Below are 26,745 nucleotides of genomic sequence, written 5' to 3' on the forward strand. Positions count from 1 at the left end.
CAACGATCAGTGCATTTATCTAGCATGTTCGTTGCTCCCAGGTGGGGTGCCGCGGGTCCAGACGAGATCGAAGTCGAACCGGGCGATCCGCCAGCCGCGCGCCGTCCGGACCACCCGGGCCGTGTAGTGCCCGCCGATCGCGAAGTGCTCGGTGCGGTCGTGCGCGTCGGGCAGGTGGACCGCCTGCAGGTGCGCCGTCGCGGTGGCCCGGGCGGGGTCGTCCGGGTCGGGGTCGACCCGGTGGTTGGTGCTGCTGTGGTGGGTCCTGGCGAACGTGGTGCGGGCGAGCTCCTGGAAGGAGCGCAGGCCGTCGATCCCGACGTAGGTCCCCATCGGGAACGCGACGACCGCGTCCTCGGTGAACACGCTCTCCAGCCAGGAGTCGGTGTGCCGTTGCCGGTCCAGCGCGCCGACGTAGGAGTCGAGCAGGTCGACGACGTCGGCCCGGTCCAGCAGGCGGCGCAGGCGGGCGGCGGTGTCGGCGGCGGTGTCGTCGGCGGTGTCGTCGGGTTCAGCGGGCATCGGGGCGTCCTCCCAGGACGAGTGCGGCCACGAGCGTCCGGGCCGCGACGTTGACCTGCCGTCCCTGTCCGGTCAGGGCCGAGAGCTGGGCCGGTGTGACCCAGCAGAAGCCGGGCGGGGGTACCAGCGGCGCGCGCTCGTCGTCGAGCTCGACGATCACGTACCGGGTCAGCGCGTCGAGGAACCGGCCGCCCTCCTCGGAGTGCACGACGTCGTGGTGCACCTCGGTACCGGGCGTCCCGGCACCGTCCGCCCCGGACAGGGCCTCGAGCACCGTTCGCAGGAACGGGGGCCGGCGCTCCTCCGGCTCGCCGGTCCAGAGCCCGGGCACCGTCTGGACGGTCGGGGCCACCTCCGCCCCGTGCAGCAGGCCCGGTTCGAGCTTGGCCGCGGCCAGCAGGTGCGGCACGCCGTCGAACCGGCGCAGCACGAACGCCGCGAGACCGTCGCCCCGGGGGGCGACGAGCGGCTGGGTCCAGCCCGGGACCTCCCGGCTCCCGGCGCGGACGTCGACGGCGACGACGTGGAAGTGCCGGTCGTCCGGGCGGCGCAGGGCGTACTCGTCGCGCTCCCAGCCGGTCACCCGGGCCAGCGGGATCCGGGTCGCGGCCAGGTCGTGCCGGGAGCGCCGGGCGGTCAGCCAGGACGCCAGGCCGGCGTCGGTCCGCAGCGCCGGGCCGCCGGGCGCGACGGCGGGCAGGCAGGACAGCACGGTGCGGGCGTCCATGTTCACGGTGGTGTCCCGCGTGAGCAGCGCCGCGACCTGCCCGAGGGTGAGCCAGCGGAAGTCCTCGTGCGCCGGGACGTCCGCAGTGGTCTCGACGAGCATGTTGCGGTTGAACTTGCGGTGGAACCACGCGCCATGTTCGGACTGGAGCACGTCGGCGATCACCCGGGCCGGGTCCGGTGCGGTGAAGTGCTCCAGGAACCGCACCGCGGCCCCGGCGTGCGCGCCGGTGTAGTTGCTGCGGGTGGCCTGGACGGTCGGGGACAGCTGCACCAGCCCCGGGTTCCCCGGCTCCATCTTCGCCTGCACGAGCACGTGCAGCACGCCGTCGAACTCCCGGGCGAGGATCCCCAGGATGCCGATCTCGGGCTGGTCGATGATCGGCTGCTGCCAGGCCGGGACCGGGCCGGTGGCCCCGGTGACCGACAGCCCGCCGATGCTGAAGAACCGCCCGGTGCGGTGCCGCAGGTCGCCGGTGTGGTCGTCGAAGTACCAGCCGTCGAGCGCGGCGAACGGGATGCGTCCGACCTCGAAGCGGTGGGCGCGGCTGCGCTCGGCCAGCCAGCCGGGGACCGCGTCGGTCCGCAGGTCGTGGCCCTCCTCGACGGCGGCGAGCGAGCGGGCGATCCGCCGGTGCAGTGTCGCGTCGCTGCGCGGGAGCAGGGCGGCACCGGTGGGCGCGCCGGTCATCGCAGGGCACCTTCGCGGTCGCCGGCCACGAACCGCACGGTCGCGGCCAGGCCGTCGTCGAGCGGCACCGCTGGGCGCCACCCGGTCGCCGCCCGGAACCCCGACGCGTCGACGGTCACGTGCCGGAAGTCCCCCGACTCGGCGTGCGCGGGCGGGTCCACCGTGACGACGTCGACCGGCGGCGCGCCGGTGTGCTCCCCGACCAGCCGGGCGACGGTGGTGAAGGCCTCCCCCAGCGGCGTCCCGGTGCCGGTGCCCAGGACCCAGTGCCGGCCGCCGAGCCGGTCCAGGTGGTCCCCGGCCCGGACCAGCGCGGACGCGGCGTCGGAGACGTGCAGCAGGTCGCGGCGGACGGTGCCGTCGTGCCACATGGTGATCGGCTCACCGGCGACGGCCCGGCGGACCATCGTGCTGACGACGCCCTTGTCGCGGGCCGTCGAGTCCGGCGCGTACCCGTAGACGGTCGGCAGCCGGACCGACGTCCCGCGCAGCACGCCGTCGGCGTGCGCACGCAGCAGGAGCTGCTCGGCCGCGAGCTTCTGGCGGTCGTACCCGCCGCGTGGCCGGTCGGGTTCGCCGCCGTCGACGACGTCGCCGTCCGGGGTCCCCACCTGGGACACCGCACCGGCGAACACGACGCCGGCGGGCGGGCCGGGGCGGTGGGCGAGCGCCTCGACCAGGTCGCGCACGACGCCGACGTTGACCCGCTCGGCGGCGGCGTCGCCGTCGCCGATCCGCCAGGTCCCCGCCCCGGCGATGTAGGCCACGGTGTGGATCACCAGGTCGCCGTCGGCGACCACGCCGGCGACCGCCCCGGGTTCGGCGAGGTCGGCGGACACCGGCTCGACCCGGGCCCGGGACCCGGGTGGCACGACCGGGGTGCCCCGGGACACCGCCCGCACCGTGACGTCGCGGCGGGCGAGCTCGCGCAGCACCGCCGAGCCGACGAAGCCGGTGGCCCCCAGCAGGACCACGGTCGGGCGCCGGGCCGTCACGTCGGCTCCCCGGCGCCGAGGGCGGCCCACAGGTCGTCCTCGACGACCCGGCTGGTGTAGTACTCCGGCAGCAGGCCGGCGGCGAGCGCGTCGCGCAGGGTCGGTGCCTGCTCGTCGCGCGGCGAGCGCCGGGGAGCCGTCCCGTCCGGCAGCGCCAGCCCGACCTCCGGGTCGAGTGTGGACACCGCGAGCTCGTGCTCCGGCAGGTAGCCGCCGGACATGACGTAGACGACCACCGAGCCGTCCTGCAGCGACAGGAACGCGTGCCCGACCCCGACCGGCACGTAGAGGGCCCGCGGCGCGGTCCCGTCGAGCTCCGTGGTGTGCACGGCGCCGAACGTCGGCGACCCGACGCGGAGGTCGACGACGAAGTCCAGCACCCGCCCGTGCGGGACGTAGACGTACTTGGCGCGGCCGGGCGGCGCCGCGGTGTAGTGGATCCCGCGCAGCACTCCGGCGGCGGAGACGTTGTGGCTGATGTCGCGCACCGGGAACAACGGCCTGCCGAGTGCCGCGGTGAAGTCCGGCTCGCGCAACGGCGAGGTGAACAGGCCGCGGGTGTCGGCGTGGACGGCGGGGCTGAACTCCACGACGCCGTCGACGGCGGTCTCCGTGCTCATCGCGCCACACCCACGAACACCCCGTTGCCCGGGTAGGCGTCCGGGTGGTAATCGACGTCGAGCCCGGCCGCGGTGAACGCCTGCTGGTAGCGCTCGCGCGGCAGCAGCGCCATGACGTGCTCGTCGACGAAGCGGCGGATCCCGTGGCCGGCCTCGGCCACCACGTAGTGCACCTCCATCCGGCTCGCGCCCGGCGAGTGGCGCACGGTGTGCGAGACCCGGGCGACGGTGCGGTCGCCCTGGCGGGTGATCGAGGAGCCGACGTGGTGCGGGGTGAAGTTGTCGGGGAACCACCAGGGCTCCACGACGACGACCCCGCCCGGGGTGAGGTGCGCGGCGAACCGGGCGAGCGAGGCGTCGAGCTCGGCGCCGTCGGCGAGGTTGCCGACGGCGGCGAACAGGCAGACCACGGCGTCGAACCGGCGGCCCAGGTCGAACGTGCGCATGTCGCCGTGGTGCAGCGGCACGCCCGGGAGCCGCCGGCGGGCGACCGTCAGCATGCCGTCGGTGAGGTCGATCCCCTCGACGTGGCCGACGTGCCCGCGCAGGTGGTCGAGGTGGGTGCCGGTCCCGCAGCCGACGTCGAGCAGCGAGCCGGGGCGGGGCCGGTGGCGGCGGACCAGGTCGGCCACCACGGCGCTCTCGTGGGCGTAGTCCTTTCCGCGGCCGGAGTAGATGGCGTCGTAGATCTCGCCGAGGTCGTAGATTCCCTGGTCGGCGCCGGCGCCGGTGCCGTTCGGTGCGGTGTCGATGCTGCTCACAGTGCCGCCACCACCTCTCGCAGCGCGGTGATGACCTCGTCCTGCCGCGACTCGGGCAGCGACGGGTACATCGGGAGGGAGAAGATCTCGCCGGCCAGCCGCTCGGTGACCGGCAACGACCGGTCGCCCTGGCCGAGGTGGGCGAACCCGCTCATGGTGTGGACCGGCCACGGGTAGCTGATGTTCAGACCGATGCCGCGGGCCGCCAGCGCCTCGATGATCTCGTCACGGCGCGGGTGGCGGACCACGTAGACGTAGTAGACGTGGGTGTTGCCGGGTGCGGTCGCGGGCAGCTGCAGCTCGCCGGGGCCCGTGAGGTCGGCGAGCCCCTCCTCGTAGCGGCGGGCGACGGCCTGCCGGCCGGCGACGTAGGTGTCGAGGCGGGTGAGCTTGCGGCGCAGGATCTCGGCCTGCACCGCGTCGAGGCGGGCGTTGTGCCCCGGTGACCGGACGACGTAGTAGACGGTCTCCATCCCGTAGTACCGCAGCTGCTTGAGTGCCCGGTCGGTACCGGCGTCGTCGGTGACCACGGCGCCGCCGTCGCCGTAGGCCCCGAGTACCTTGGTCGGGTAGAAGCTGAACGCGGCGGCGTCGGAGAACGTCCCGGCGAGCCGGCCGTGCCGGCGGGCCCCGTGCGCCTGCGCGCAGTCCTCGACGAGCGCGAGCCCGTAGCGGCCGGCGAGCTCGCGCAGCGGCTCGATCTCGACGCACTGGCCGTAGAGGTGGACCGGCAGCAGCGCCTTGGTCCGCGGCGTGATGGCCGCCTCGACCAGTTCCGGGTCGATGAGGAAGTCCGACTCGCGGACGTCGACGAACACCGGTCGGGCCCCGGCGGCCACGATCGCCACCACCGTGGGTGCCGCGGTGTTGGAGACCGTGATGACCTCGTCGCCCGGGCCGACCCCGACCGCCTCCAGCGCCAGCTCGACCGCGTTGGTGCCGTTGTCGACCCCGGTGGCGTGGGCGAGCCCGTGGTAGGCCGCGAACTCGGCCTCGAACCCCGACACGCTCTCGCCGAGCACGAGCTGCCCGGAGGAGAACACCGTGTCCACCGCGTCGAGGATGTCGTCGCGTTCCTTCTCGTACTCCGGCAGGTAGTCCCAGACCCGGGTCGTCATGTGTTCTGCTCCTGCAGCTCGGTCCGGTCCCGTGCCGCGGCGGCCCGGGGGTCGGAGGATGGGGTGGGCGCGCCGAACCAGCTCCGCAGCGCGTCCCGCAGCCCGTCGGTGCCGTCCGGGGCATCGGTGGTCGTGGCCCACACGACGTGGCCGTCGGGCCGGACCAGCAGCGCGGTCGTCCCGGTGACCGGGTCCCCGTCGCCGGCGGGGACGACCCCGGCGACGACGACGTCGACCCGGTCCGTCCAGCCGTCCGCGATCGCGGCCGGTCCGTCGGCGGCGGGCCCGGGCGCGACCAGCAGCACGCCGCGGGCGGGATGCAGCAGGTCGAACGTCGAGGGCGGCACCGGGGGCTCCAGCGGCCGCGGTGGGAGACGCCTGCCGAGCAGCGGGTGCGCACCCGGCCCGACCTCGTAGGCCACGTCGAGGCCGCTGACCGTGCCCGCGAGGTGCCGCTTGACCTCGTCCAGCCCGATGAGCTCGGTGAACAGCGCGCGCAGCGGGTCGGCCTCCGGGCCGCCGAGGAACACCGTCCCCTGCACGCGGCTGTTCGTCAGCAGCCGCTGACCGGCCGGGTGCCGCTCGTCGTGGTAGGTCGCGACCAGACCGGGTGCCGCGTCGCCGCGCAGCGCGGCGGCCAGCTTCCAGCCGAGGTTCACCGCGTCCTGCACGCCGGCGCTCAGCCCCTGGCCGCCGGCCGGGAGGTGGGTGTGCGCGGCGTCGCCGGCCAGCAGCACCCGCCCGCGGGCGTACTCGGTGACCAGGTGGGTCGCGTCGGTGAAGGAGCTGACCCAGTCGGCGCCGCCGTGCCCGATGTCCTCGCCGGTGATCCGCTTCCAGGCGGCCGCGACCTCGTCGAACCCGACGGTCTCGTCCCGCCGCCGGGCGGGGACCCCGTCCTCGCAGACGATGATCCGGTCGACGCCGGGCGCCAGCGGGGCGGCCATCACCATGCCGCCGTGCAGCCGCTCGCCGAGGAACCTCGGCGGCAGGCCGAGACCGGTGACGTCGGCGAGGTACATCCCGCGGGTGGCCGGCGTGCTCACGGACTCGAAGCCGGCCGCGGAGCGGACCGCACTGCGCCCGCCGTCGGCGCCGACCAGGTAGGCGGCCCGCAGCTCGCGGGGCCCGTCCGGACCGCTCGCCCGGATCCGGACGCCGGTGTCGCCGGGGTCCGCGCCGGTGAGCAGCCCGTCGAACGACCAGCCGCGGCGGACGTCGGCACCGAGCTCGCGGGCCCGCTCCTCGAGCACCGCCTCGGTCTGCGACTGCGGGATGCCGCGGGCGCCGAAATGGGCGTCCGGCAGCACCGTGTAGTCGAACTGCACGCCCCCGAAGTGGCCCAGCGGGCTGGTCTCGAGGGTGCCGAACCGGGTGCCGAGCCCGCGTTGCAGGAACAGCTCGGTCGCCCGCGCGGTGAACCCGAGGCCGCGGGACTGGCCCGTCGGCTCGGCCAGCCGCTCGAGCACGACGACGTCGGCGCCGCCCAGCCGAAGCTCGGCGGCGAGCATCAGACCGGTCGGGCCGGCCCCGACGACGATCACGCCGGTGTCTCGGGTGTCAGCAACCATCGGTTCTCCTCGGGTCGTGGGTGCGGGAGGTCGGGACGGCCCTCACGGGGCGGCCGCCGGCTCGGTCACGGCCGGCTCCCACCAGCCGGGGTGGTCGCGGTACCAGGCGACGGTCGCGGCCAGGCCCTCGTCGAAGCGGGTGCGCGGGACCCACCCCAGCTCGGTGCGGATCCGGGTGTCGTCGAGCGCGTAGCGGCCGTCGTGGCCGGGCCGGTCGGTGACGTGGCGGATGCGCGACCCGTCCGCGCCGCAGAGCGCGAGCAGCCGCCGGGTGAGGTCCAGGTTGGACAGCGCCGTGCCGCCGCCGACGTGGTAGACCGCGCCGGCCCGCCCGCCGGTCAGCACCCGGTGGACGGCCCGGCAGTGGTCGTCGACGTGCAGCCACTCGCGGACGTTGCGGCCCTGCCCGTAGACCGGGACGGTGCCGCCGCGCAGCAGGCTCGTCACGAACCGCGGGATCAGCTTCTCCGGGTGCTGGCGGGGGCCGTAGTTGTTGCAGCACCGGGTGATCGAGACGTCGACACCGTGCGTGCGCCACAGCGCTCTGGCCACCAGGTCCGACCCCGCCTTCGACGCCGCGTAGGGCGAGTTCGGCAGCAACGGCTCGGACTCGGTCCAGCTGCCCTGCTCGATCGAGCCGTAGACCTCGTCGGTGGAGACGTGGACGACCCGGATCGGCCGCCCGGCGCGCACGACGCCCTCCAGCAGGGTCTGGGTGCCGAGCACGTTGCTGCGCACGAACTCCGCGGCGGAGTCGACCGAGCGGTCCACATGGGACTCGGCCGCGAAGTGCACGACGGCGTCGTGGCCGGGCAGCACGTCGTCGACCACGTCGCGGTCGGCCACGTCCCCGACGACCAGCCGGACCCGCGGGTCCTCGGGCAGGTTCGCCACGTTGCCGGCGTAGGTCAGCGCGTCGAGCACGGTGACCTCGTACGGGCGGCCGTACTCGCCCGTGACGAGGCCGCGCACGTAGCGCGATCCGATGAACCCGGCGCCGCCGGTGACGAGGACCCTCACGAGGGCTCCAGCAGTCCGGTCAGCCGGTCCAGCACGGCGGCCGGGGTGGGCATGGCCCGGATCTCGGCCGCGACCTCGGCCGCGGCCACCCCGAAGGCCGGCTCGTCGAGCAGCCGTCCGAGCGCGGCGGTGACCGCGGCGGTGTCGGCGTCCCGGGCGTCGACGCGCAGGCCGGCACCCCGGACGGCGGGCACGCTCGCGTTGGCGGTGCTGTCGGTGCCGGGCGCCGGCAGCGCGAGCTGCGGCACGGCGGCGTCGAAGGCGGCGTACATGCTGCCCATGCCGCCGTGGTGGATCAGCGCCTCGCAGGTGGGCAGCAGTGCCCGCAGCGAGATCCAGTCGACCGGGCGCACGTGCCCGGGCAGATCCCCGGCGAGTCCGGGCAGGGCCGCGCCGTTGGTCGTCAGCACGAGTTCGACGTCGAGCGCCGCCGCGGCGTCGACGACCACCTGGAGCAGGCCGCCGTCGCCGTAGAGCAGCGGGATGGACCCGAGCGTCGCGGCCACCCGTCGCCGCCGGCGGGGGCGCAGCAGCCAGTCCGGCAGCACCCCGCCCCCGGTGTAGGGCGCGTAGCGCATCGCGAGCGTGTCTCGGGCCCGGGACTCCTCCGGGACGTCGAGGTGCACGGTCGTGAGCGAGGCCGGGCTCAGGTCGATCTCGACGTCGGCCTCCCCCACGTCGTCGAGCCCGAGCTCCTCGACCAGCTTCGCGCTGTGCCGGACGGCGGGCCGGAACGTCGGGCGGCGGGTGCCGAGCCCGTGCAGCACCGCGGGGACGCCGAGCGCGCGGGCGGCGATCAGCCCGACGACGTGCGGCGGCGGGTACACGACGGCGTCGGCGCCCCAGCTCCGGGCGGCCTCGAGCAGCGGACCGGCCGTGATCGCGCCGATCTCGGCGAAGACCGAGGCGAACCAGTCGGTCAGCTCCTCGGGGCTCCAGGTGTGCGCGATGTCGGTCTCGGTGAGGCGGCGTGCCATGTCCAGGTAGGGGGCCGCGGCCCCGTCCCCGGCGTCGACGGTGTGCAGGCCGGCGGCGGCCGCGGTCGGGACCGCCGAGCCGCTGCTGACGACCAGCACGTCGTGCCCCGCGGCCAGCGCGGCGTGCGCGAGCGGCACGACCGGCAGGACGTGCGAGGCCCCGGGTACGGAGGTGAACAGCAGGCGCATCGTCAGCTCCCCGGCGTCCGGCCGGCCGGCACGTCCGCGGTGTCCGCCGTGCGGGAGTGGACGAGCCGGTAGCCGTTCGAGGACCGCGCGGTGACCAGCTCCCCCGCCCGGCGGCGGGCGCCCGCGACGTCCGCGGGCCGCCGCTCCTCCGGCAGGGTGTGGAACCGGTCGTAGTCGGCCCGGGAGGCCCACTGCGCGAAGTTGACCACGGTGCTGCCGTCGAGCGACCGGAAGTAGGTGTGCGATCGGTAGCCGGGGACCTCGTCGCGCAGCCACTGATCCGGCTTCGCGAGCTCGTCGAGCAGCGCCTGCTGGTTCGCGGGGTCGACATCGAGCACCACGATCACGGTGTGGTCGTCGCGGCCGAGGGCGATCTCGGTGGCCTCGAGGTCGGCGTGGCGCTGGGCGAAGACCGCCTCGGTCTGCAGCAGCCGAACCGAGGTGGCCAGCTGCCGGAACAGCGGGACCGTCCCCTTCCGGAAACGGTCGGAGGAGTACCGGGCCTGCAGATCGGCGAGGCTGCGCCACTGGACGAGGTTCGCCGTTCCCGGTCGCTCCACGGCCGCGTGCACCGACGAAGAGATCCAGCCCGGGTAATCGGCGTTGTCGACGATGTCGCGCATCTCCTCGACGACCCGTTCCTGATTCTGCGGGAGGTCGGTCTCGAAGATGTTGAACACCGCGAGGAGCCCGTCGTCGGGATCGATGAACGGCATGGGTGTACCCCTTTCGGAAATGAGCCGGAATCAGGCCGCGGCGAGTCGCATGACGTACTGGCCGTACGGCGACGTGTGCTGGGCGCGACCGAGCAGGTAACAGGACTCCCGGTCGATGTAGCCCTTGCGCCAGGCGATCTCCTCCAGGCAGGCGATGCGGGTCCCCTGGCGGTGCTCGAGCACCTGCACGTACTGGGCGGCGTCGACGAGCGAGTCGTGCGTGCCGGTGTCCAGCCACGCGTAGCCGCGCCCGAGCAGCTCGATGTGCGCGGCGCCGCGCTCCAGATAGGTGCGGTTGACGTCGGTGATCTCCAGCTCGCCGCGTTCGGAGGGCTTGAGGCCCGCGGCGATCCCGACGACGTCGCGGTCGTAGAGGTAGAGGCCGGTCACCGCGACGTTCGACGGCGGGTCGGCCGGCTTCTCCTGCAGCCCGACGAGCCGCCCGGCGTCGTCGAGCTCGGCCACCCCGTAGCGCTCCGGGTCCCGCACCGGGTAGCCGAACAGCACGCAGCCGGTGATGTCATGGGCCGCGCCGGTGAGCGTCGCGCCGAGCGACGGGCCGTGGAAGATGTTGTCCCCCAGCACCAGCGCGACCGGTTCGCCGTCGATGTGGTCGGCGGAGACCAGGAAGGCGTCGGCGAGCCCGCGCGGCTCGTCCTGGGTGGCGTAGGTCAGGCGCAGTCCCAGGTGGCCGCCGTCGCCGAGCAGTCTCCGGAAGGCCGGGAGGTCCTCGGGGGTCGAGATGATCTCGATGTCGGTGATCCCGGCGAGCATCAGGACCGACACCGGGTAGTAGATCATCGGCTTGTCGTAGACGGGCAGCAGCTGCTTGCTGACCCCCTGGGTGATCGGGTACAGCCGCGAGCCGCGGCCGCCGGCCAGCACGATGCCCTTCACGACACGGCCCCGACGGCGGTGCGACGTCCGGCGGCGGCGGGGCCGAACCACAGCGCCAGCGCCGAGCTCAGCGCCCGGACCGGGCCGGGCCCCGTACCGCCCCACGCGACGTGCCCGTCGGGCCGGACGAGCAGCGGGTCCGTCCCGTTCCACGTCCCGGGGGCGTCCGGGTCCGCCTCGCCGCGCGCCGGGCCCTCCAGCACGTCGGCGACGGAGACCCGGCCGGACCAGGCCGCGGCGGCCCAGCGCAGCGCGCGCCGGTACGGACCCGGTGGGAGGAGCAGCAGGCCGCGGCCGTCCCTGGCGAGCTCGGCCGTGGTGGTCGCCGCGGCCGGGCCGGTGCCGGCCCGGACCGGGGTCGGCGGGAGCCGCCGCCCGGCCAGTGCGTGCGGCGGGGCCCCGTCCGGCGGGGCCGGGAGCTCGTAGCGGGTGTCCAGGCCGGTGATCGCACCGGCGAGCAGGCGCCGGACCTGCGGGATCTCCAGCAGCTCGGTGGTCAGCGCCCGCAGCGGGACCGCCTCCGGCCCGCCGAGCAGCAGGACGGCCTGGGCCGCGATCTGGTCCAGGGTCCGCCGCCCCACCGGCCGGCGCTCGGCGTCGTAGCTGTCGAGCAGCCCGGCCGGTGCGCGGCCGGTGGCCTCGGCGGCGAGCTTCCAGCCGAGGTTCGCCGCGTCCGCCAGCCCGAGGTTCAGCGCCTGCCCACCGACCGGCAGCCGCTGGTGGGCCGCGTCCCCGGCGAGCAGCACCCGGCCCGACCGGTACCGCAGGGCCTGCCGGGAGGCGTCGTCGAACCCGTCCACCCAGGTGGCGACGGCCCCGCTCAGGTCCTCGCCGGTGACCCGTTTCCATGCCGACGTCACGTCGGCGAGGTCCGGCGGGCGGCCGCCGGGGGCCCGCCCGGCGTCGTGGACCATCACCCGGGTCGCGCCGCCGGGCAGCCGCGCCGCGACGGCGAGCCCACCGGGGTGGCGTTCGAACCGCCGTTCCCGGATGTCGACCCCGGTCAGATCGGCCCGCAGCAGCGTGCGGGTGGCGGCCCGGCCGGTCGCCGGGATCCCGGCGAGGTCGCGGACCGGCCCGTCGGCGCCGTCGCAGCCGACCAGCCAGGACCCGGCGATCCGCCGTGGCCCGGCCGGGCCACGGACAGCCACCGCGACGGCGTCGCCGGTGTCGGTCAGCCCGACGACCTCGTGCTCCCGCCGCACCTCGACGCCGAGCTCGCGGGCCCGGCCGGCGAGGATGCGCTCCAGCGTGGCCTGCGGGACCTTCCACTGTCCCGCGTACGGGCTGGCGGGTGCCGGTGGTGCGACGAGGTCGAGCGGGATGCCGCCGACGTGCCCCCGGGGTTCGACGGGCGGGTCGCCCAGCGCCGAGGACAGGCCGCGCCCGTCGAGGAACTCGACCGTCCGGGCGTGCAGCGTCGAGGCCCGGGACCCGGTCATCGGCCGGGCCCGCCGCTCCAGCACGACGACGTCGGCCCCACCGAGTCGCAGCTCGCACGCGAGGAGCAGTCCCACCGGCCCGGCCCCTGCGACGATCACCGGCGCGTCCTGCGCGTTCATCCGCCGGCCGCCCCCTCGGCGTGGTCCCGCGCGTGCCCGAGCGTCGCCAGGCTGTTGGCCGAGAGCGCACCGCGCACGTACTCGCGCGCGTCCGCCACGCCTGCGCCGGCCCCGAGCACCCCCTCGACGGCGTCCGGCTTCAGGGTCACGGTGTGCTGCGACGTGGCGGTGGTGATCCCGGTCGCCTCGTCCTCGGCGAACGTCCAGCGGCCGGTGTGCAGGTCGAGCAGGCCGGGCAACGTGACCTGCTTGTAGGCGATCGACCGGTGCGGGAACGTGACCCGGTAGGACTTCGTGAGGTGGGTGGAGCCGTCCTTCGCCCGGGTCCGCATCTCCAGCGACTGCAGCCCCGGGGAGGGCTCCCGCAGGTCGACCTCGGCGACGTGCGGCAGCCGCTGCGCCCAGAGGTCCGCGCGGTCGATGAAGTCGAACAGGTCCTTCGCCCGGCCCCGGACGGTGACCGAGTCCTCGAAGTCGAATGTCAGCTCATCGGCCGAGACCGCGGCCTCCACATTCCGCTTCAGCGCGTCGAGCTCACTGCGCGAGTTGCGGTCCACCGCCCGGTCGATCCACTCCAGACCGGCCGGGTCGTCGTCGACGGCACGGTAGTCGTGCAGCAGCCGGATCCGGGTCCGCCCGTCGTCCAGCGGTTCGAACAGCCATGCGCCACCCATCTGCGCGACCGGCGGGGTGGACACCTCCTGCCGGAACCCGATCCGGCGGTCCTCCGGGGCCAGGGTCCGCCGTGAGGTCCAGGTCTTCGCCTCGTCGTTGGCGGTGGCCCAGATCCGGATGCGCTCGGTCCCCGGAGCACGTTCGAGGTGCTCCACGTGGATCGTCGGGGGGAAGATGCGCGGCCAGTTCACGACCTCGGCGATGTAGCGATAGACGGTGTCCGCAGGCGCCGAGACGGTGATCTCGTGTTCGACCTCGCGCAGCGTGCTCTGTGACATCGGGACTCCCGTGTGGACGGATCGGAGCGGACGGTCAGAAGTTGCCGAGACCGCCGCAGACGTTGAGCGCCTGCGCGGTGATCGAGGCGGCGGTGTCGGAAGCCAGGTAACCCACGAGCCCCGCCACCTCCTCCGGGGTCGAGTAGCGACCGAGCGGGATCTTGGCCTGGAAGCGCTCGAGGATCGCCTGCTCGGAGGTGTCGTAGGCGGCGGCGTAGCCCTGCCGGACGCGCTCGGCCATCGGCGTCTCGACGTAGCCGGGGCAGACCGCGTTGACGGTGATGCCGGTCGGGGCGAGCTCGTTGCCCAGCGCCTTGGTGAAGCCCACGACGCCGTGCTTGGACGCCGAGTAGGGGGCGCCCAGCACCACGCCCTGCTTGCCCGCGGTCGAGGCGATGTTGATGATGCGGCCGCGGTCGCGCCCGCGGAGGCCACCGGTGTTGAGGACCTCGCGGGTCACCCGGAAGACGCTGTTGAGGTTGGTGTCGATGACGTCGTGCCACAGCTCGGCCGACACGTCGGCGGTCACTCCCCCGCCGCTGCGTCCGGCGTTGTTGACCAGCACGTCGACCTGCCCGTAGGTGTCGACGGCCGCCCGCACGAACGCGTGGACGCTCTCGTCGCTGCGGACGTCGAGCGCGGTCCCGGCCGCCTCGACCCCCTCGGCGGTCAGTTCCTTCACCGTGGCGGCGACACGCGCGCCGTCGCGGGCCCCGATGAACACCCGGTGGTCGGTGCCGAGCAGCCGGGTGACGGCGAGCCCGATCCCGCTCGTGCCGCCAGTGATGAGTGCAGTGCGCCTGGACATGGGATCTCCTGGTGTCGTCGGGCCCCGTCGGGGCCGGTGCGTGGGCACGTCAGCGCGTGGGCGCGGCGGCGAGTGCCTCGTTGAGCACCCCGAGCAGGGCACGGGGGGTCGGGGCCTCGGCCGCGGCCGACTCGTCGACGCTGATGCCGTGGGTCCGCTCGACGGCGCCGACGGTCTCCAGCAGCGCGAGCGAGTCGTAGCCGAGCGACTCGAACGTCACGTCGGCGACGTCGCCGCCGAGGTCGACGTCGTCGTCGGCCCCGGCGCTGGCGCGCAGGACCTGGATCAGGTCGTCGAGGGTGAGGGCGTGGGGTCGGGTCACGGGGTACCTCCTGGGAAGGATGGGACGGGACGGGTGCTCAGCGCCGGAGCACCAGCGCAGAGTTGAAGCCGTGGTGCCCACGGGCGAGGACCAGCGCGGTCCGCAGCGTCGCCGGGCGGGACGCGCCGACGACGAGGTCGAGACCGTGGCCGGGGTCGGGACGGACGTGCGGCGCCGGCGGGATCACGCCGTCGCGCAGGGACAGCAGCGCGGCCGCGACGTCCACCGGGCCGCCCCCGGAGTAGAGGCGGCCGGTACCCGCCTTCGGCAGGGCCACGGGCACGCCGCGCACACCGAACACCGCGCGGAGAGCGGCCGCCTCGGCGCGGTCGAGCTCGGGGACCGCGGCGCCGTCGGCGAACACGACGTCCACCTCGCCCGGTGCCGCGCCGGAGTCGCGCAGCGCGACGTCGATGGCGGCCCGCAGCGCGGACGTACGGCCCGGCCCGGGGCGCGGGTCGAACGTCGCCCCGTACCCGGCGATCTCCCCGTACACCCGGCGGCCCCGCGCCCGGGCCGCGGCGGCGTCCTCCAGGACGAGGATCGCGCCGCCCTCACCGGGGACGTGGCCGTCGGCGGCGGTGTCGAACGGCAGGTAGGCGCGGGTGGGGTCGGCGCCGGTGCTGATCCGGCCCGACGCCAGCTGCGCGACCCACCCCCACGGGCAGAGCGACGCGTCGACGCCGCCCGAGACCACGGCCGGGATGCCCCGGCGGATCTGCCGGCGGGCCTGCGCCAGGGCGTCCAGGCCGCCGGCCTGCTCCCCCACCACGACGCCGCTCGGGCCCTTGAACCCGCCGCGGATCGAGATCTGCCCGCTGTTGACCGCGTAGAACCAGGCGAAGGACTGGTAGGCGCTGACGTGCCTGCTCCCGGCGCTCCAGAGCTTCCGCAGCTCGTCCTGCCCGAACTCGAACCCGCCGGACGCGCTGGCGGTGATCACACCGACGTCGAACGGCGACAGCGCGCGGTCGGTCAGCCCGGCGTCGGCGATCGCCCAGTCCGCCGCGGTGAGCGCGAGCCGGGTCATCCGGTCGGTCTGCGGGAGGAGCTTGTCGGGCAGGTGGTCGGCCGCCTCGAAGCCGGTGATCTGCCCGGCCAGCCGGGACGGGTAGCGGCCGGCGTCGAAGCGGGTGAGCGGTCCGATCGCGCTCCCGCCGCCGAGCGTGGCGGCCCAGTAGTCGGCGACACCCAGACCGGTCGGCGCGACGACCGACAACCCCGTGACTGCGGTACTCATGCCGCGGCCCGCTCGGGCCGGGCGAGGACGATCGCGCTCTGGAACCCGCCGAACCCGCTGCCAACCGAGAGCACGGTGTCGACCCGGTGCTCGCGGGCGATCAGCGGGACGTAGTCCAGGTCGCACTGGGGATCCGGGGTGTGCAGGTTCGCCGTGGGCGGCACGACGCCGTGCTCCATCGCCAGGATCGAGGCGGCGACCTCGATCGAGCCGATCGCCCCCAGCGAGTGGCCGACCATCGACTTGATCGAGCTCACCGGGGTCCGGCGGGCGTGCTCCCCGAGGCTCCGCTTGAAGGCGGCGGTCTCGTGCCGGTCGTTCTGCTTGGTCCCCGAGCCGTGCGCGTTGACGTAGTCGACGGCGTCGGCGGGCAACCGCGCCTCGTCCAGCGCCACCCGGATGGCCTCGGCCATCTCCACGCCGTCCGGCCGGAGACCGGTCATGTGGTAGGCGTTGCTGCGGGTCGCGTAGCCGGCGACCTCGGCGAGCACGGTCGCGCCGCGGGCCCGGGCCGCCTCGAGCGACTCCAGCACGAAGAACGCAGCCCCCTCCCCCAGCACGAATCCGTTGCGGGTGGCGTCGAACGGGCGCGAGGCGCTGTCCGGTTCGTCGTTGCGCGGGGTCGTGGCCTTGATCACGTCGAAGCAGGCCATCGTGATCGGTGAGATCGGCGCGTCCGACGATCCGGCGACCACGACGTCCGCGCTGCCCTCCCCGATCAGCTCGGCGGCGAACCCGACGGAGTCGATGCCCGAGGTGCAGCCGGTGGAGACCACGGTCGCCGGGCCGCACGCCCCGACCGCCCACGCCACCTCCGCGGCGAACGAGCTGGGCACCATCTGGTCGTAGAGGTGCGGAACGGCGTAGCGGTGGTCGACCAATGCGAGCCGGCCGCTGTCGCTGACGACCCGGTACTCCTCGTCGAGCGACATCGTCGCCCCGACCGCGGTGCCGACCGTCACCCCGACCCGGTACGGGTCGAGCGCGGCCAGGTCGATACCGCTGTGCGCGACGGCCGCCCGGGCCGCGACGACGGCGAACTGCGCCGCCCGGTCCATCCGCCGGACCTCCTGCGGGGACAGGCCGTGCGTCGCGGCGTCGAAGTCGATCTCGGCCGCCACCCGGGAGCGGAACGGGGCGGGGTCGAAGAAGGTGATGCCCCTGGTCGCGGTGCGCCCGGAGCTGATCAGGTCCCAGAACCGGCCGGCGCCGACGCCACCGGGCGCGAGCACCTCCAGCCCGGTGACGACGACCCGGCGCCGGTCGGGCCCGGTCATCAGTCGGCCTGCCAGGTGTAGAAGCGGGCCGCCATCGCGTCGGCGGGCGACCGCCAGGTCGCCACGTCGTAGGCCTCGATGTGCGGCCGGAGGTCGTCGCTGACGCGGACGAACTGCGGGTCGGTCTTCGCGGACTCGATGGCGTCCGCGCCGTGGTCGTCGTCGAAGTCCTGCAGATGGAAGTAGAGACCGTGATAGGTGAAGAGCTGCCGGCGACGGGTACCCATCCGGTGCGGCATGTCCGACGTGTCGAACTCGCCGAAGATGCGCGCCACATCGGATGCCGAATCCGGATTCATGCGGGCGACGATCAAGGTGCTGTGCATTCGCTGGAAACCCCCGTCGATTCGTTCTCGACTGCGCGCGACAACGCGACGCCCCACCTTTCGGTCAGACATTCCGGGTCGCGTTCGATCTCTTTCAAGAGTCGTCGACGGATTTCATGATCACAACCGTCGCGGGGTCAGGTGATTGTCAAGTCCGGCGATCCCCGGCCGGATCCCGGACCCATGACGAAAAGAAAGGGCGGTCGCATATCGCGACCGCCCTGTAATTCCGGGGGAAATTCAATGAAATGTGCTGATCACCACGCCCAGGTGTGGGTCCCGGGACCGGCCGGCAGCTCCACGCCGCCGTCCACCGGCCGGGCCGCCGGGCCGCCGGCGACCGGACCGCCGTGGTCCCACACGACCTCGCCGTCGACGGCGATCGTCCGGTCGGCGCCCTGCAGCGGCACCACCACGTGCCCGTGGGCGCCCCCGGGCACGACCACCGTGAGCCGGAACGTCTCGCCGGCGTCGTCGCGGCGGTGCTCCCAGCGCACCGTGAGACCACCGCCCGGGGCGGGGACGTGGCCCTGGGCCCAGCGCAGGCCGGAGGTGCGCGGGGCGACCACGAACCGCCGGTAGCCGGGCGCGCGGGGGCGCACCCCGAGCACGCCCTCGGAGAGCGCGGGGACCGGCGTGGTCCAGGAGCTGTTGGCGAAGGCCCGCGCGGGCAGGGACCCGTCGTCCTCGCAGTGGAACCAGCCGGTGCCCGGACCGTTCTCGAGCATGTGCCCCCACCACCGCCGGATCAGGTCGACCGCGCCGTGGCCGTCGCCGTGCCGCATCCGGCCGAGTGCCTCCAGCGCGTTCGGATAGCCCACGATCCCGGCCATCCGGTACGGGTTGGCGGAGTACTCGCTCGACGACGTCCCGAACGGCGTCGCCAGCCGGGAGGACAGGAACCGCAGCACCGCGTCCGCCCGTGCCGGGTCGAGGGTCCCGAACACCAGGTTCGCGGCGTTGGCGTCGGCGGTGTGGTCGCGCAGCGGGTCCCGGTCGTTGAGGACGAACGCGCCGGCCCGCTCGTCGAACAGGTGCGCCAGCAGTGCGGTCCGCACGGTGTCGGCCTGCGACCGCAGCTCGGCCGCCGCGACCGCCGAGCCGCCGGCCTCCTCCTCCAGCAGCGCCAGCCCGTGCAGGGCGGCGTGGTACACGGCGTTGCCGAACGCGTCGACGCCGGCCGCGACGTCGGTCGGCGCCCAGTTCGACACCCAGGCGTGCTCGGCCGACGGGTCGGTGCGCCGGTCGGCGGGCTCGGCGTAGAGCCCGTCCGGACCGGCCCGGCCGCGCAGGAACGCGACGGCGCGGCGGGCAACCGGCAGCATGGCGCGGGCGAACCCGGTGTCGCCGGTGTGCAGCAGGTGGTCGGCGACCGCGGCGACCCAGAAGGCCGTGAAGGAGTCGATGCGCAGGTCGCGGTGCAGCGACAGCGGCCCGAGCCGGCCCAGCGCGTGGTCCGGGTCCGGGGCGTCGGCGGGCCATCCGGTCGGCGCGGCGCCCGTGTCCGGGTCGGTCCAGGGCACCAGGTGCGAGGTGGCCGCCGGGAAGGACCCGTCCGGGTTCTGCACGCGGACGTACTGGCGCAGCGAGTTGCGCACCAGCCAGGCGTAGTCGCTGCTGCGCGGGTAGCCCGCGAGCGCCTGCAGGTGCAGGTCGCCCATGAACAGCACCCGGTCGAAGGTGACCGTGAGCATCCAGGGGCTCCCGGCCTCGGACACCGTCGCGAGGTCGCCGGTGTGCGCGCCCGCGTACCACGCCCGGGTCAGCAGCTCGTCGTCGCACCGGAAGCTGCCGTCGTCGCGGACGGGGTAGGTCGTCGGCCGGAGGCGGACGTGGGACAGGGCGAGCTCGCCGGGTCCGTCCAGGGTGATCGCGACGTAGCGGACCTCCCGCTTCCCGGGGCTGCGCAGCAGGCCGGGCTCGGTGACCTCGAAGAGGTCCACACGCGACCACGGCAGCGCGTCGGTCCCGAACGGGCGGCCCATCCCGTCGCCCTGGACGGTCAGCCGCTGCCGGAACTGGGCGTAGGCGACGCGGACGACCGCGCCGGGCGGTGCGGTCACGCCGATCTCCACCACCCCCATGAGCAGCCGGCCGAGGTCGGCCACCAGCACCGTGCTGTGCGCCTCGGTCGTCGCGATGCGGACCGGTGGCTCCGCGGTGCGGTCCGGGGCCGTACACAGCAGACAGACGTCGTGCGCCCCGCCCGCGGCGCCCAGCACCTCGACCGCGACGGGCGCGACCAGCTCGGCGGGGACGTCCGCGGACGGGCCCGGGCGCTCCGGGACGGGGTCGCGGGAGGCCCGCACGGCGTCGCGGGCGGGGGTGCCGGGCGCCCGCCGCGCCCCGGACGTCACGGCGCGTCCTCGCCGGTGGCGACCGGGCGCGCCGGGTCGGCCGACCACTCCGACCACGAGCCCGGGTAGAGCGCGCCGCTGATCCCGGCCAGCTCGAGGGCGAGCAGGTCGTGGCAGGCGGTGACCCCGCTGCCGCAGTACACGACGACGTCGGTGCCGGGCCGGATGCCGAGCCCGGCGTAGCGCTCGCGCAGGTCGGCCGCCGGGACGAACCGGCCGTCGCTGCCGAGGTTCCCGGCCCAGGGTGCGCTGCGCGCACCGGGCACATGCCCCGAGCGCACGTCGGTCGGCAGCACGCTCGCCCCGCTGAAGCGGTCGGCGGCGCGGGCGTCCAGCACGACGGGCCCACCCGGTCCGCGCACCGCCGCGGCGACGTCGTCGGCCGTCCGGATCGCGCCCGGCGGCCACGGCACCGGGGTGCGTACGGCGGGCCGCGGCTCGACCGGCCCGGTCTCCAGCGGGCCCGGCCAGGCCGCCGGTCCGCCGTCGAGCAGGGCAGCCGGGGTCCCGATCCGCCGCAGCAGCCACACCAGCCGGGCGGCGAACGCGCCGCCGGCGTCGTCGTAGGCGACGACCGTGGCGCCGTCTCCGATCCCGAGGCGGCCCAGCGCGGCCGCGAACGTGTCCGGGTCCGGCAGGGGGTGCCGGGCACCGGCCGGGTCGGGTGGCGCCGAGAGGTCGGTGTCGACGTCGACCCACACCGCGCCGGGCAGGTGGCCGGCCGCGTGGGCGGCGCGCCCGCTGCGCCCGTCGAGGTACCACCGGACGTCGGCGACGACGACCTCACCGGGCAGCGCCCGCAGCGCGTCCACGTCGATCACCGGCGGGAGCGGCGCGCTCACGAGACACCCACCACGGCACCGTTCACCCCGGCCGCCGGGGCCGGTCGCGCGCCGAGCTGCGGCAGCACCTCGGCGGCGATCAGCTCGACCGACGCGGAGACCTCGGCCGCGGGGATCCCGCCGATGTCGACCGCGAGCAGGTGCAGCCCGTGTCCCCACAGCTCCCCGAGCCGGCCGAGCTTGTCGACGACCTGGGCCGGGCTGCCGCACAGCAGCGGGCCGTCCGGGCCGGCCTGCTCGTCGAGATCGAGCGGGCCCTCGGCGCCGGCGAGCCGGTAGTAGGCCTCGACGTGGCCCTGCCACTGCCGGCGGGCCTCCTGCGTGGTCGGGGCGACGAACGCGTGCGAGGCGCCCCCGAGCCGCGGCGGCGGGCCGGCGTGCCCGTGCTCGCGCCACAGCGTGCGGTAGAGCTCGAACCACCGCGTCCACTCGCCCGGGGTGCGGGCCACCGTGCCGAACACCATCGGCAGGCCGTTCTCGACCGCGAGCCGGATCGAGTCCTCCGAGGCGCCGCCGCTGACCCACACCGGCGGACGCTCCTGGTGCGGACGCGGCCGGGCGGTCACCTCGGTCAGCGGCGGCCGGAACCGCCCGGACCAGGTCACCGACTCCTCCCGCCAGAGACGCAGCAGGAGCTCGACGTTCTCCCGCTTGCGGGCCACCCGCGTCGCCGGGTCCTGGTCGAAGACCGCGTAGACCTCCGGGAAGAACGACGTACCGGCGATCAGCTCCAGCCGCCCGCCGGAGAGCTGGTCGAGCAGGGCGTAGTCCTCGGCGAGCAGCACCGGATCCCGGTTGGTGACCAGGGTGGTGGCTGTGGCCACCCGGATCGTGGAGGTCCGCTCGGCGATCGCCGCGAGCACCAGCGACGGCGCGGGGACGGTGTCGTAGTGCCGGAAGTGGTGCTCACCGACGGCGAACCAGGCGAAGCCCAGCCGCTCCGCGGCGACGGCGTCGTCGACGACGCCGCGCAGCCGGTCGTGCACCGTCGGACGGTCCCCGCTGCGATGGTCGGGCAGCAGGCTGGCGAAGGTGATCAGACCGATGTCCACGGGTGGTCCTCCTCGAGGGGCGGGGTGAGCCGGCGCAGTCCGGGGACGGCGTCCAGGAGCTCGCGGGTGTAGGGGGTGCGGGGGTCGGTGAGCACGCGCGTCGTGGGGCCGGACTCGACGATCCGCCCGCCCCGCAGCACGGCGACGTCGTCGCTGACGTGCCGGACCACGCCGAGGTCGTGGGTGATGAACAGGTAGCTCAGGCCTCGCTCGCGCTGCAGGTCGACGAGCAGGTCGAGGATCTGGGCCTGCACGCCGACGTCGAGCGCGGAGACGGGTTCGTCGCAGACCAGCAGGTCCGGCCCGACCGCGAGCGCCCGGGCGATGGCGACCCGCTGCCGCTGACCGCCGGAGAGCTCCGAGGCCCTCCGGGCGGCCGTCCCGGCGGGCAGTGCCACCCCGTCGAGCAGGGACGCGACCGTCTCCGCCCGTTCCCGGCGGTCCCGCACCCCGGCGTTGCGCAACGGCTCCCCGACGATCTCGGCCACGGTGAAGCCGGGGTGCATCGCCGAGTACGGGTTCTGCGCGACGAGCTGCACCCGCCGGTGCAGCCGGCGCAGCCCGGCCCGGTCGGGACCGGCCGGGTCGTGCCCGTCGACGTCCAGGGAGCCCGAGTCGGGGGCCTGCAGACCGAGCAGGGTACGGGCGATGGTCGTCTTCCCCGACCCGGACTCCCCGACGAGCCCCAGGGTGCGCCCGCGGGCGACGGTGAACGACACCCCGTCGACGGCGGTCCGCCGGGTCCCGGTGCGCCCGCCACCCCGGTCCGGGAAGGACACCCGCAGGTCGCGGACGCGGACGATCGGGCCGGGTGTGTCCGGCGCTCCGCCGTCCCCGGCCGGATCGCGCCGCTCCGGGGGGCGCAGCGCCGGTGCGGCGGTGAGCAGCCGGCGGGTGGCCGGGGCGGACCCCGCCGTGAGGACCGTCGGTGCCGGGCCGGACTCCACGGCCCGGCCGCCGGCGAGCACGACGACGTCGTCGGCCCGGTCGGCGACCACCCCGAGATCGTGGGTGACGAGCAGGACCGCGGTCCCGGCGTCGGCGACGGCGCGCAGCAGGTCGAGGATCCGGCGGGCGACCGTGACGTCGAGGGCCGAGGTCGGCTCGTCGGCGACGACCAGCTCGGGCCGGGCCACCGTGGCGATCGCGATCAGCACGCGCTGGCGCATCCCGCCCGAGAGCTCGTGCGGGTACTGCCGGGCACGCACCGCGGGGTCCGGCAGCCCGACCCCGGCCAGTGCCTCGACGGCCCGGTCCCGGGCCTCCCGGCGACCGGTCCGCTCGTGGATGCGCAGCACGTCGGCCACCTGCCGCCCGACCGGGGTGAGCGGGTCGAGGGCCACCCCGGGGTCCTGGGGCACCAGCCCGATCCGGGCGCCGCGAACCCGCCGCCACCCGCGGCGGTCGAGACCGGTCAGCTCGGTACCGCCGAGCCGGACGCCGCCCGCGGTGATCCGGCCGGACCCCGGCAGCAGCCCGATGACCGCGTGCGCGAGCGTGCTCTTGCCCGAACCGGACTCGCCGACGACCGCGGTGATCCGGCCCGGCGCGGCGCGCAGCCCGACGCCGGACAGCGCGACCGACCCGCCCGCGACGCCGGCGTAGGTCACCTCGAGCCCCTCGACCGACAGGCCCGGTTCGCCGGGGCCCCCGTCGCCGGCCGGTGCCCGCGGCACCTCCTCCACCCGTGGAGCGCTCACCGGGTCCTCCCTTCGGCGTCGAGCAGCCGTGACAGCCGGTTGGTCGCCAGGACCAGCGCGGTGAGCGCCAGCCCGGGCAGCGTCGTCAGCCACCAGGCGGTGGCGAGGTGGTCGCGGCCGGCCGCGACCAGCGCCCCCCACTCCGGGGCGGGTGGCGGCTGCCCGTAGCCGAGGAAGCTCAGGGCGGACACCGCCAGCACGACCAGGCCGAAGTCCAGGGCCGCGAGCGCGAGGAGCGGGGCCGCCACCGCCGGGAGCACGTAGCGCAGCAGGATCCGGCCGGTACCCGACCCGCACAGCAGCGCGGCCTCGACATAGGGGGCCGTGCGCACTCGCAGCACCTCCGCCCGGGCCAGCCGGGCGAAGGACGCGAAACCGGCGACGCCGACGGCAACCGCCACCTGGACGACGCCGAACCCGATCGCGGCGATGACCAGCAGCGACAGCAGCACGCCGGGCACGGACAGCGTGACGTCGACGACCCGCATCACGACGGCCTCGAACCACCCGCCGAACCAGCCGGCGAGCACGCCCAGCCCCACCCCGACGACCAGGGCGATCGCCAGCGCGATCGCCGCCGCCTGCAGCGAGACCGCCGTCCCGTGCACGACCCGCGCGAACAGGTCCCGCCCGAGCGCGTCGGTGCCGAACGGGTGCGCGGGCCCCGGCGGGAGCAGCTGCTCCCCCGGCACCCCGGCGATCGGGTCCCGGCCGGTGAACAGGCCGGGAGCCAGCGCCCAGCCCCCGATCACCGCCAGGACCAGCAGCGACGCCACGACACCGGGCCGGGTCCAGGCCCGCCACCGGCCCCGCCCGGGGCGGCGCGCGGCCCCGGCGCCGGGGTCCACCGCGGCGGCGCCGACCGGCGCGCTCACCCGGGCACCAGCCGTCCGGTGGAGCGGATCCGCGGGTCCAGCACCGGGTAGAGCAGGTCCACCGCCAGGGTGACCAGCGCGAACACCGTGGCGGCGACCACCACCACGCCCTGCACGACCGGCAGGTCCTGGGCGGCGACGGCGGACTGGGTGATCCGGCCCATGCCCGGCCGGGCGAACACCGTCTCCACCACGACCGCACCACCGATCATCCCGCCGACGAGCAGCCCGGACACCGTCACGGCCGGGATCGCCGCGTTGCGCAGGCCGCGGCCCAGGACCAGCCGCGCCGTGCCGGCCCCGGTCGCCCGGACCGTCTCGGCCCAGGGCTCGCGCAGCGTGTCGTGCAGGCTCTTGCCCAGCACCTGCGCCACCAGCGCCGCCCCGGGCACGGCGAGCGTCACCGCGGGCAGGATCACCGACGAGAACCCGCTCCCGCCGAGCGAGGGAACCAGGCGCAGCTGCAGTGCGAAGACCTGGATCAGCACCAGGCCCAGCCAGAAGGTGGGCACGGAGATCGCGAGCGCCGGCAGCGACCGGAGGAGCTGCCGGGCCGCCGGGGAGGAGGCCAGGTTGGCCGCGACGCCCAGCGCGAGCCCGCCCAGCAGCGACAGCAGCAGCCCCAGTGCCCCGACCTGGAGCGTCGGCGGCAGCGCGCCGACGATCATCTCGGCCACCGGCTGCCGGGTACGGATCGACTCGCCGAGGTCGCCGCGCAGAGCGTCGAACAGGGTCGTCACGTACTGCGCGGGCCACGGCCGGTCGAACCCGAGAGCCGCCCGGGCCGCGGCGACGTCGGCGTCGGTGACCTCGCCGTAGCCGTTGGTCCCCTTGAGGTAGAGCGCCACGGGGTCGCCCGGGAGCAGCCGCAGGACCAGGAACGTCACGGTGAACGCCGCCCAGACCACGAGGACCGTCCGCCCGACCCGACCGGCGACGTAGCGCGCGACCCCCGCGCCCGCCGTCATCCGGTCCGCCAGGCGTCGTGCAGCGTCAGCCGCAGCGAGGCGTCCAGGCGCAGGTCGCGGACGTCGTCGGTGACCCCGTGCACCAGCCGCGTCTCGTAGAGCGGGATCGTGTGCGCCCCCTCGATCAGCAGCCGGACGGCCCCGTCCACGGCCTCCTGGCGCTGCGCGGAGTCGGCGAGACCGGCCTGGCGCTCCAGGAAGGTGTCGAGCTCACCGCCCGGCAGGCCCCACAGGTTCGGGCCGGTCGAGAGGAACAGGTTGCGCAGCACATCGGGGTCGGCCCGGGACACGTCGACCGCGGTGAAGTCGAAGTCCCCCCGGTCCTGCCGCTCGACGTAGACCGGGGCGGTCACGACGTCGAGGACGACGTCGATGCCCAGCCGCCGCAGCTGCTGCTGGACCTGCTCGTTCTCCGGCTGTGCCGCGAACGGGATCAGCCACACCAGGCGCAGCGGGACGCCGTCGCGCACCCGGATCCCGTCCGGGCCGGGCACCCAGCCGGCGCCGTCCAGCAGCGCGGCGGCCTCGGTCGGGTCGTAGCGCACCTCGGCGCTCTGGTCGACGTAGAACGGCGTCGTCGACGAGAGCACGCCGGTCGCGACCCGGCCCTCCGGACCGAAGACGGTCCGCACCAGCTCCTCGCGGTCGATCCCGAGCAGGATCGCGCGGCGCACGTCCGTGTCGCCGAGGACGCCGTCGTGGTTGGGCGACAGCGGCGGCGCCGCGCCCGGGTTGATCGTGGTCAGCAGGCTGAACCCGTTGCCGTCGAACCGGGGCTGGTCGGCGAGCTGGACGGTCTCGGACACGTCGATCTGGCCGGACTCCAGTGCCGCGGCCCGCGCCCCGTCCTCCGGGACGAACAGGAACCGGACCTCGTCGAGGTGGGCGGCGCCGGGGTTGGTGGCCAGCGACGACGGCCAGGCGTAGTCGTCCCGGCGGGTGATCACCGCGTCCTGGTCGGGGGTGTAGCTCTGCACCACGAAGGGCCCGGAGCCGATGAACTCGCCGCGGCACCGGGCCGCGAGGTCGGCCCCGGCCGAGGCCGGAGAGAGGATGCCAAAGCTCGTCCCGGCGGTCGCCTGCAGGAACTGGGCATTCGGCTGCTCGAACCCGACCGTGAGGTTCAGCGGGTCCTCGATCTCGGTGCCGGTGTAGCCCTGGATGTAGGCGGCGGCGCCGCTGGCCGGCTGCTCGGCGAGCCAGTCGAAGGTGGACTGCACGGCCTCGGCCTCCACCGGCGTGCCGTCGCTGAACGTCACGTCCGGCCGCAGCGTGAACCGGAACTCCCGGGCGTCCTCACTGACGGTGAACGACTCGGCCAGCCAGGGCCTGATCTCGCCGGTCTCGGGGTCCTGGTCGGTGAGGGAATCAACGACCCCGCGGACGATCTCGAGCGCGTTCCGTTGCCCGGTCTGCTGGGGGTCGATGCAGGTCGGGTCGTCGGGCAGGGCGATCTGCACCGTCCCACCCTGCTGGGCACCGTCGGCGGAGGCCTGCTCGGTGGGCGACGACGTCGCGCATCCGGTCAGCGTCGCGGCGGAAAGTGCGAGTGCCACCGCGGCGACGCGCCGTCGCCGGGCAGCACGAAAGGATCTTTCGGACATGGGTGACTCCTGAGGGGTGCGTGCAGGCACGAGCCGTGAGCCGGTGGGAGAGGCGG

General features: G+C 75.1%; 25 protein-coding genes. All 25 read right to left on the minus strand.

The genetic code is table 11. The features are described 5' to 3' along the window. Nucleotides 1-15: 15 nt before the first annotated feature. A complete protein-coding gene (locus tag WIS52_RS20190; protein ID WP_349299861.1) occupies nt 16-522 on the minus strand; it encodes a nuclear transport factor 2 family protein in 507 nt (168 codons plus the stop codon). Then, the gene (locus WIS52_RS20195) at nt 512-1,939 is read right to left on the minus strand and encodes an NDP-hexose 2,3-dehydratase family protein (protein ID WP_349299862.1); all 1,428 of its coding nucleotides are present in this window, start codon (nt 1,937-1,939) and stop codon (nt 512-514) included. The genes WIS52_RS20190 and WIS52_RS20195 overlap by 11 nt, the downstream gene beginning before the upstream one ends. Continuing rightward, nucleotides 1,936-2,934 carry an NAD-dependent epimerase/dehydratase family protein gene (locus WIS52_RS20200; RefSeq protein ID WP_349299863.1) on the minus strand — a complete coding sequence of 333 codons (999 nt, stop codon included), beginning with the start codon at nt 2,932-2,934 and terminating at the stop codon, nt 1,936-1,938. The genes WIS52_RS20195 and WIS52_RS20200 overlap by 4 nt, the downstream gene beginning before the upstream one ends. After that, nucleotides 2,931-3,554, minus strand: a complete 624-nt coding sequence (locus WIS52_RS20205) for a dTDP-4-dehydrorhamnose 3,5-epimerase family protein (protein WP_349299864.1) — start codon at nt 3,552-3,554, stop codon at nt 2,931-2,933. The genes WIS52_RS20200 and WIS52_RS20205 overlap by 4 nt, the downstream gene beginning before the upstream one ends. Further along, entirely contained in the window at nt 3,551-4,315 is a 765-nt protein-coding gene (locus WIS52_RS20210; RefSeq protein ID WP_349299865.1) for a class I SAM-dependent DNA methyltransferase, read from the minus strand. Before WIS52_RS20210 ends, WIS52_RS20205 begins: the two co-directional genes overlap by 4 nt. Further along, nucleotides 4,312-5,433: a DegT/DnrJ/EryC1/StrS family aminotransferase gene (locus WIS52_RS20215; protein WP_349299866.1), complete on the minus strand. Its 1,122-nt coding sequence runs from the start codon at nt 5,431-5,433 to the stop codon at nt 4,312-4,314. The genes WIS52_RS20210 and WIS52_RS20215 overlap by 4 nt, the downstream gene beginning before the upstream one ends. Further along, nucleotides 5,430-7,004 carry an FAD-dependent monooxygenase gene (locus tag WIS52_RS20220; RefSeq protein ID WP_349299867.1) on the minus strand — a complete coding sequence of 525 codons (1,575 nt, stop codon included), beginning with the start codon at nt 7,002-7,004 and terminating at the stop codon, nt 5,430-5,432. Before WIS52_RS20220 ends, WIS52_RS20215 begins: the two co-directional genes overlap by 4 nt. A 42-nt stretch (nt 7,005-7,046) precedes the next feature. Then, nucleotides 7,047-8,024, minus strand: coding sequence for a dTDP-glucose 4,6-dehydratase (gene rfbB / locus WIS52_RS20225; RefSeq protein ID WP_349299868.1), 978 nt, complete (start codon nt 8,022-8,024; stop codon nt 7,047-7,049). Next, nucleotides 8,021-9,190: a nucleotide disphospho-sugar-binding domain-containing protein gene (locus WIS52_RS20230; protein ID WP_349299869.1), complete on the minus strand. Its 1,170-nt coding sequence runs from the start codon at nt 9,188-9,190 to the stop codon at nt 8,021-8,023. The genes rfbB and WIS52_RS20230 overlap by 4 nt, the downstream gene beginning before the upstream one ends. A 2-nt stretch (nt 9,191-9,192) precedes the next feature. Beyond that, entirely contained in the window at nt 9,193-9,906 is a 714-nt protein-coding gene (locus WIS52_RS20235; RefSeq protein WP_349299870.1) for an antibiotic biosynthesis monooxygenase family protein, read from the minus strand. A 30-nt stretch (nt 9,907-9,936) separates the two neighbouring features. Next, nucleotides 9,937-10,803: a glucose-1-phosphate thymidylyltransferase RfbA gene (gene rfbA, locus WIS52_RS20240; RefSeq protein ID WP_349299871.1), complete on the minus strand. Its 867-nt coding sequence runs from the start codon at nt 10,801-10,803 to the stop codon at nt 9,937-9,939. Continuing rightward, entirely contained in the window at nt 10,800-12,365 is a 1,566-nt protein-coding gene (locus WIS52_RS20245; protein ID WP_349299872.1) for an FAD-dependent monooxygenase, read from the minus strand. Before WIS52_RS20245 ends, rfbA begins: the two co-directional genes overlap by 4 nt. Further along, a complete protein-coding gene (locus WIS52_RS20250) occupies nt 12,362-13,318 on the minus strand; it encodes an aromatase/cyclase (RefSeq protein ID WP_349299873.1) in 957 nt (318 codons plus the stop codon). Before WIS52_RS20250 ends, WIS52_RS20245 begins: the two co-directional genes overlap by 4 nt. A gap of 34 nt (nt 13,319-13,352) precedes the next feature. Further along, the gene (locus WIS52_RS20255; protein ID WP_349299874.1) at nt 13,353-14,126 is read right to left on the minus strand and encodes an SDR family NAD(P)-dependent oxidoreductase; all 774 of its coding nucleotides are present in this window, start codon (nt 14,124-14,126) and stop codon (nt 13,353-13,355) included. A gap of 49 nt (nt 14,127-14,175) precedes the next feature. After that, complete coding sequence (locus WIS52_RS20260) at nt 14,176-14,448, minus strand: acyl carrier protein (RefSeq protein ID WP_349299875.1); 273 nt, start codon at nt 14,446-14,448, stop codon at nt 14,176-14,178. 37 nt (nt 14,449-14,485) lie between these two features. Next, the gene (locus WIS52_RS20265) at nt 14,486-15,688 is read right to left on the minus strand and encodes a ketosynthase chain-length factor (protein ID WP_349299876.1); all 1,203 of its coding nucleotides are present in this window, start codon (nt 15,686-15,688) and stop codon (nt 14,486-14,488) included. Next, nucleotides 15,685-16,965 carry a beta-ketoacyl-[acyl-carrier-protein] synthase family protein gene (locus WIS52_RS20270; RefSeq protein ID WP_349299877.1) on the minus strand — a complete coding sequence of 427 codons (1,281 nt, stop codon included), beginning with the start codon at nt 16,963-16,965 and terminating at the stop codon, nt 15,685-15,687. Before WIS52_RS20270 ends, WIS52_RS20265 begins: the two co-directional genes overlap by 4 nt. Beyond that, complete coding sequence (locus WIS52_RS20275) at nt 16,965-17,291, minus strand: TcmI family type II polyketide cyclase (protein ID WP_349299878.1); 327 nt, start codon at nt 17,289-17,291, stop codon at nt 16,965-16,967. Before WIS52_RS20275 ends, WIS52_RS20270 begins: the two co-directional genes overlap by 1 nt. Before the next feature lie 257 nt (nt 17,292-17,548). Continuing rightward, nucleotides 17,549-19,648 (minus strand): alpha-L-rhamnosidase C-terminal domain-containing protein, encoded by a 2,100-nt coding sequence (locus tag WIS52_RS20280; protein WP_349299879.1) that lies wholly within the window; start codon nt 19,646-19,648, stop codon nt 17,549-17,551. Then, nucleotides 19,645-20,490, minus strand: a complete 846-nt coding sequence (locus WIS52_RS20285) for a sulfurtransferase (RefSeq protein WP_349299880.1) — start codon at nt 20,488-20,490, stop codon at nt 19,645-19,647. Before WIS52_RS20285 ends, WIS52_RS20280 begins: the two co-directional genes overlap by 4 nt. Then, the gene (locus WIS52_RS20290) at nt 20,487-21,542 is read right to left on the minus strand and encodes an LLM class flavin-dependent oxidoreductase (protein ID WP_349299881.1); all 1,056 of its coding nucleotides are present in this window, start codon (nt 21,540-21,542) and stop codon (nt 20,487-20,489) included. The genes WIS52_RS20285 and WIS52_RS20290 overlap by 4 nt, the downstream gene beginning before the upstream one ends. After that, on the minus strand, nt 21,527-23,218 hold the full coding sequence (locus tag WIS52_RS20295) for a dipeptide ABC transporter ATP-binding protein (protein ID WP_379610724.1): 1,692 nt from the start codon (nt 23,216-23,218) through the stop codon (nt 21,527-21,529). Before WIS52_RS20295 ends, WIS52_RS20290 begins: the two co-directional genes overlap by 16 nt. A gap of 20 nt (nt 23,219-23,238) precedes the next feature. Then, nucleotides 23,239-24,117 carry an ABC transporter permease gene (locus WIS52_RS20300; protein WP_349299883.1) on the minus strand — a complete coding sequence of 293 codons (879 nt, stop codon included), beginning with the start codon at nt 24,115-24,117 and terminating at the stop codon, nt 23,239-23,241. Then, nucleotides 24,114-25,085: an ABC transporter permease gene (locus WIS52_RS20305; RefSeq protein WP_349299884.1), complete on the minus strand. Its 972-nt coding sequence runs from the start codon at nt 25,083-25,085 to the stop codon at nt 24,114-24,116. Before WIS52_RS20305 ends, WIS52_RS20300 begins: the two co-directional genes overlap by 4 nt. Then, nucleotides 25,082-26,641, minus strand: a complete 1,560-nt coding sequence (locus WIS52_RS20310) for an ABC transporter substrate-binding protein (protein ID WP_349299885.1) — start codon at nt 26,639-26,641, stop codon at nt 25,082-25,084. The genes WIS52_RS20305 and WIS52_RS20310 overlap by 4 nt, the downstream gene beginning before the upstream one ends. Between the last annotated feature and the right edge of the window lie 104 nt (nt 26,642-26,745).

Origin of the sequence: Pseudonocardia nematodicida (assembly GCF_040105385.1) — a bacterium.
Taxonomy (GTDB): Bacteria; Actinomycetota; Actinomycetes; order Mycobacteriales; family Pseudonocardiaceae; genus Pseudonocardia; species Pseudonocardia nematodicida.

Excerpts from the sequence above, each read along its gene's own strand:
- WIS52_RS20245 (WP_349299872.1), bottom strand. The coding sequence starts at position 12,365 with ATGAACGCGCAGGACGCGCCGGTGATCGTCGCAGGGGCCGGGCCGGTG.
- WIS52_RS20205 (WP_349299864.1), bottom strand. The coding sequence starts at position 3,554 with ATGAGCACGGAGACCGCCGTCGACGGCGTCGTGGAGTTCAGCCCCGCC.
- WIS52_RS20195 (WP_349299862.1), bottom strand. The coding sequence starts at position 1,939 with ATGACCGGCGCGCCCACCGGTGCCGCCCTGCTCCCGCGCAGCGACGCG.
- WIS52_RS20270 (WP_349299877.1), bottom strand. The coding sequence starts at position 16,965 with ATGACCGGGCCCGACCGGCGCCGGGTCGTCGTCACCGGGCTGGAGGTG.
- WIS52_RS20250 (WP_349299873.1), bottom strand. The coding sequence starts at position 13,318 with ATGTCACAGAGCACGCTGCGCGAGGTCGAACACGAGATCACCGTCTCG.
- WIS52_RS20265 (WP_349299876.1), bottom strand. The coding sequence starts at position 15,688 with ATGAGTACCGCAGTCACGGGGTTGTCGGTCGTCGCGCCGACCGGTCTG.
- WIS52_RS20275 (WP_349299878.1), bottom strand. The coding sequence starts at position 17,291 with ATGCACAGCACCTTGATCGTCGCCCGCATGAATCCGGATTCGGCATCC.
- WIS52_RS20215 (WP_349299866.1), bottom strand. The coding sequence starts at position 5,433 with ATGACGACCCGGGTCTGGGACTACCTGCCGGAGTACGAGAAGGAACGC.
- WIS52_RS20190 (WP_349299861.1), bottom strand. The coding sequence starts at position 522 with ATGCCCGCTGAACCCGACGACACCGCCGACGACACCGCCGCCGACACC.
- WIS52_RS20305 (WP_349299884.1), bottom strand. The coding sequence starts at position 25,085 with ATGACGGCGGGCGCGGGGGTCGCGCGCTACGTCGCCGGTCGGGTCGGG.
- WIS52_RS20230 (WP_349299869.1), bottom strand. The coding sequence starts at position 9,190 with ATGCGCCTGCTGTTCACCTCCGTACCCGGGGCCTCGCACGTCCTGCCG.
- WIS52_RS20220 (WP_349299867.1), bottom strand. The coding sequence starts at position 7,004 with ATGGTTGCTGACACCCGAGACACCGGCGTGATCGTCGTCGGGGCCGGC.
- WIS52_RS20235 (WP_349299870.1), bottom strand. The coding sequence starts at position 9,906 with ATGCCGTTCATCGATCCCGACGACGGGCTCCTCGCGGTGTTCAACATC.
- WIS52_RS20255 (WP_349299874.1), bottom strand. The coding sequence starts at position 14,126 with ATGTCCAGGCGCACTGCACTCATCACTGGCGGCACGAGCGGGATCGGG.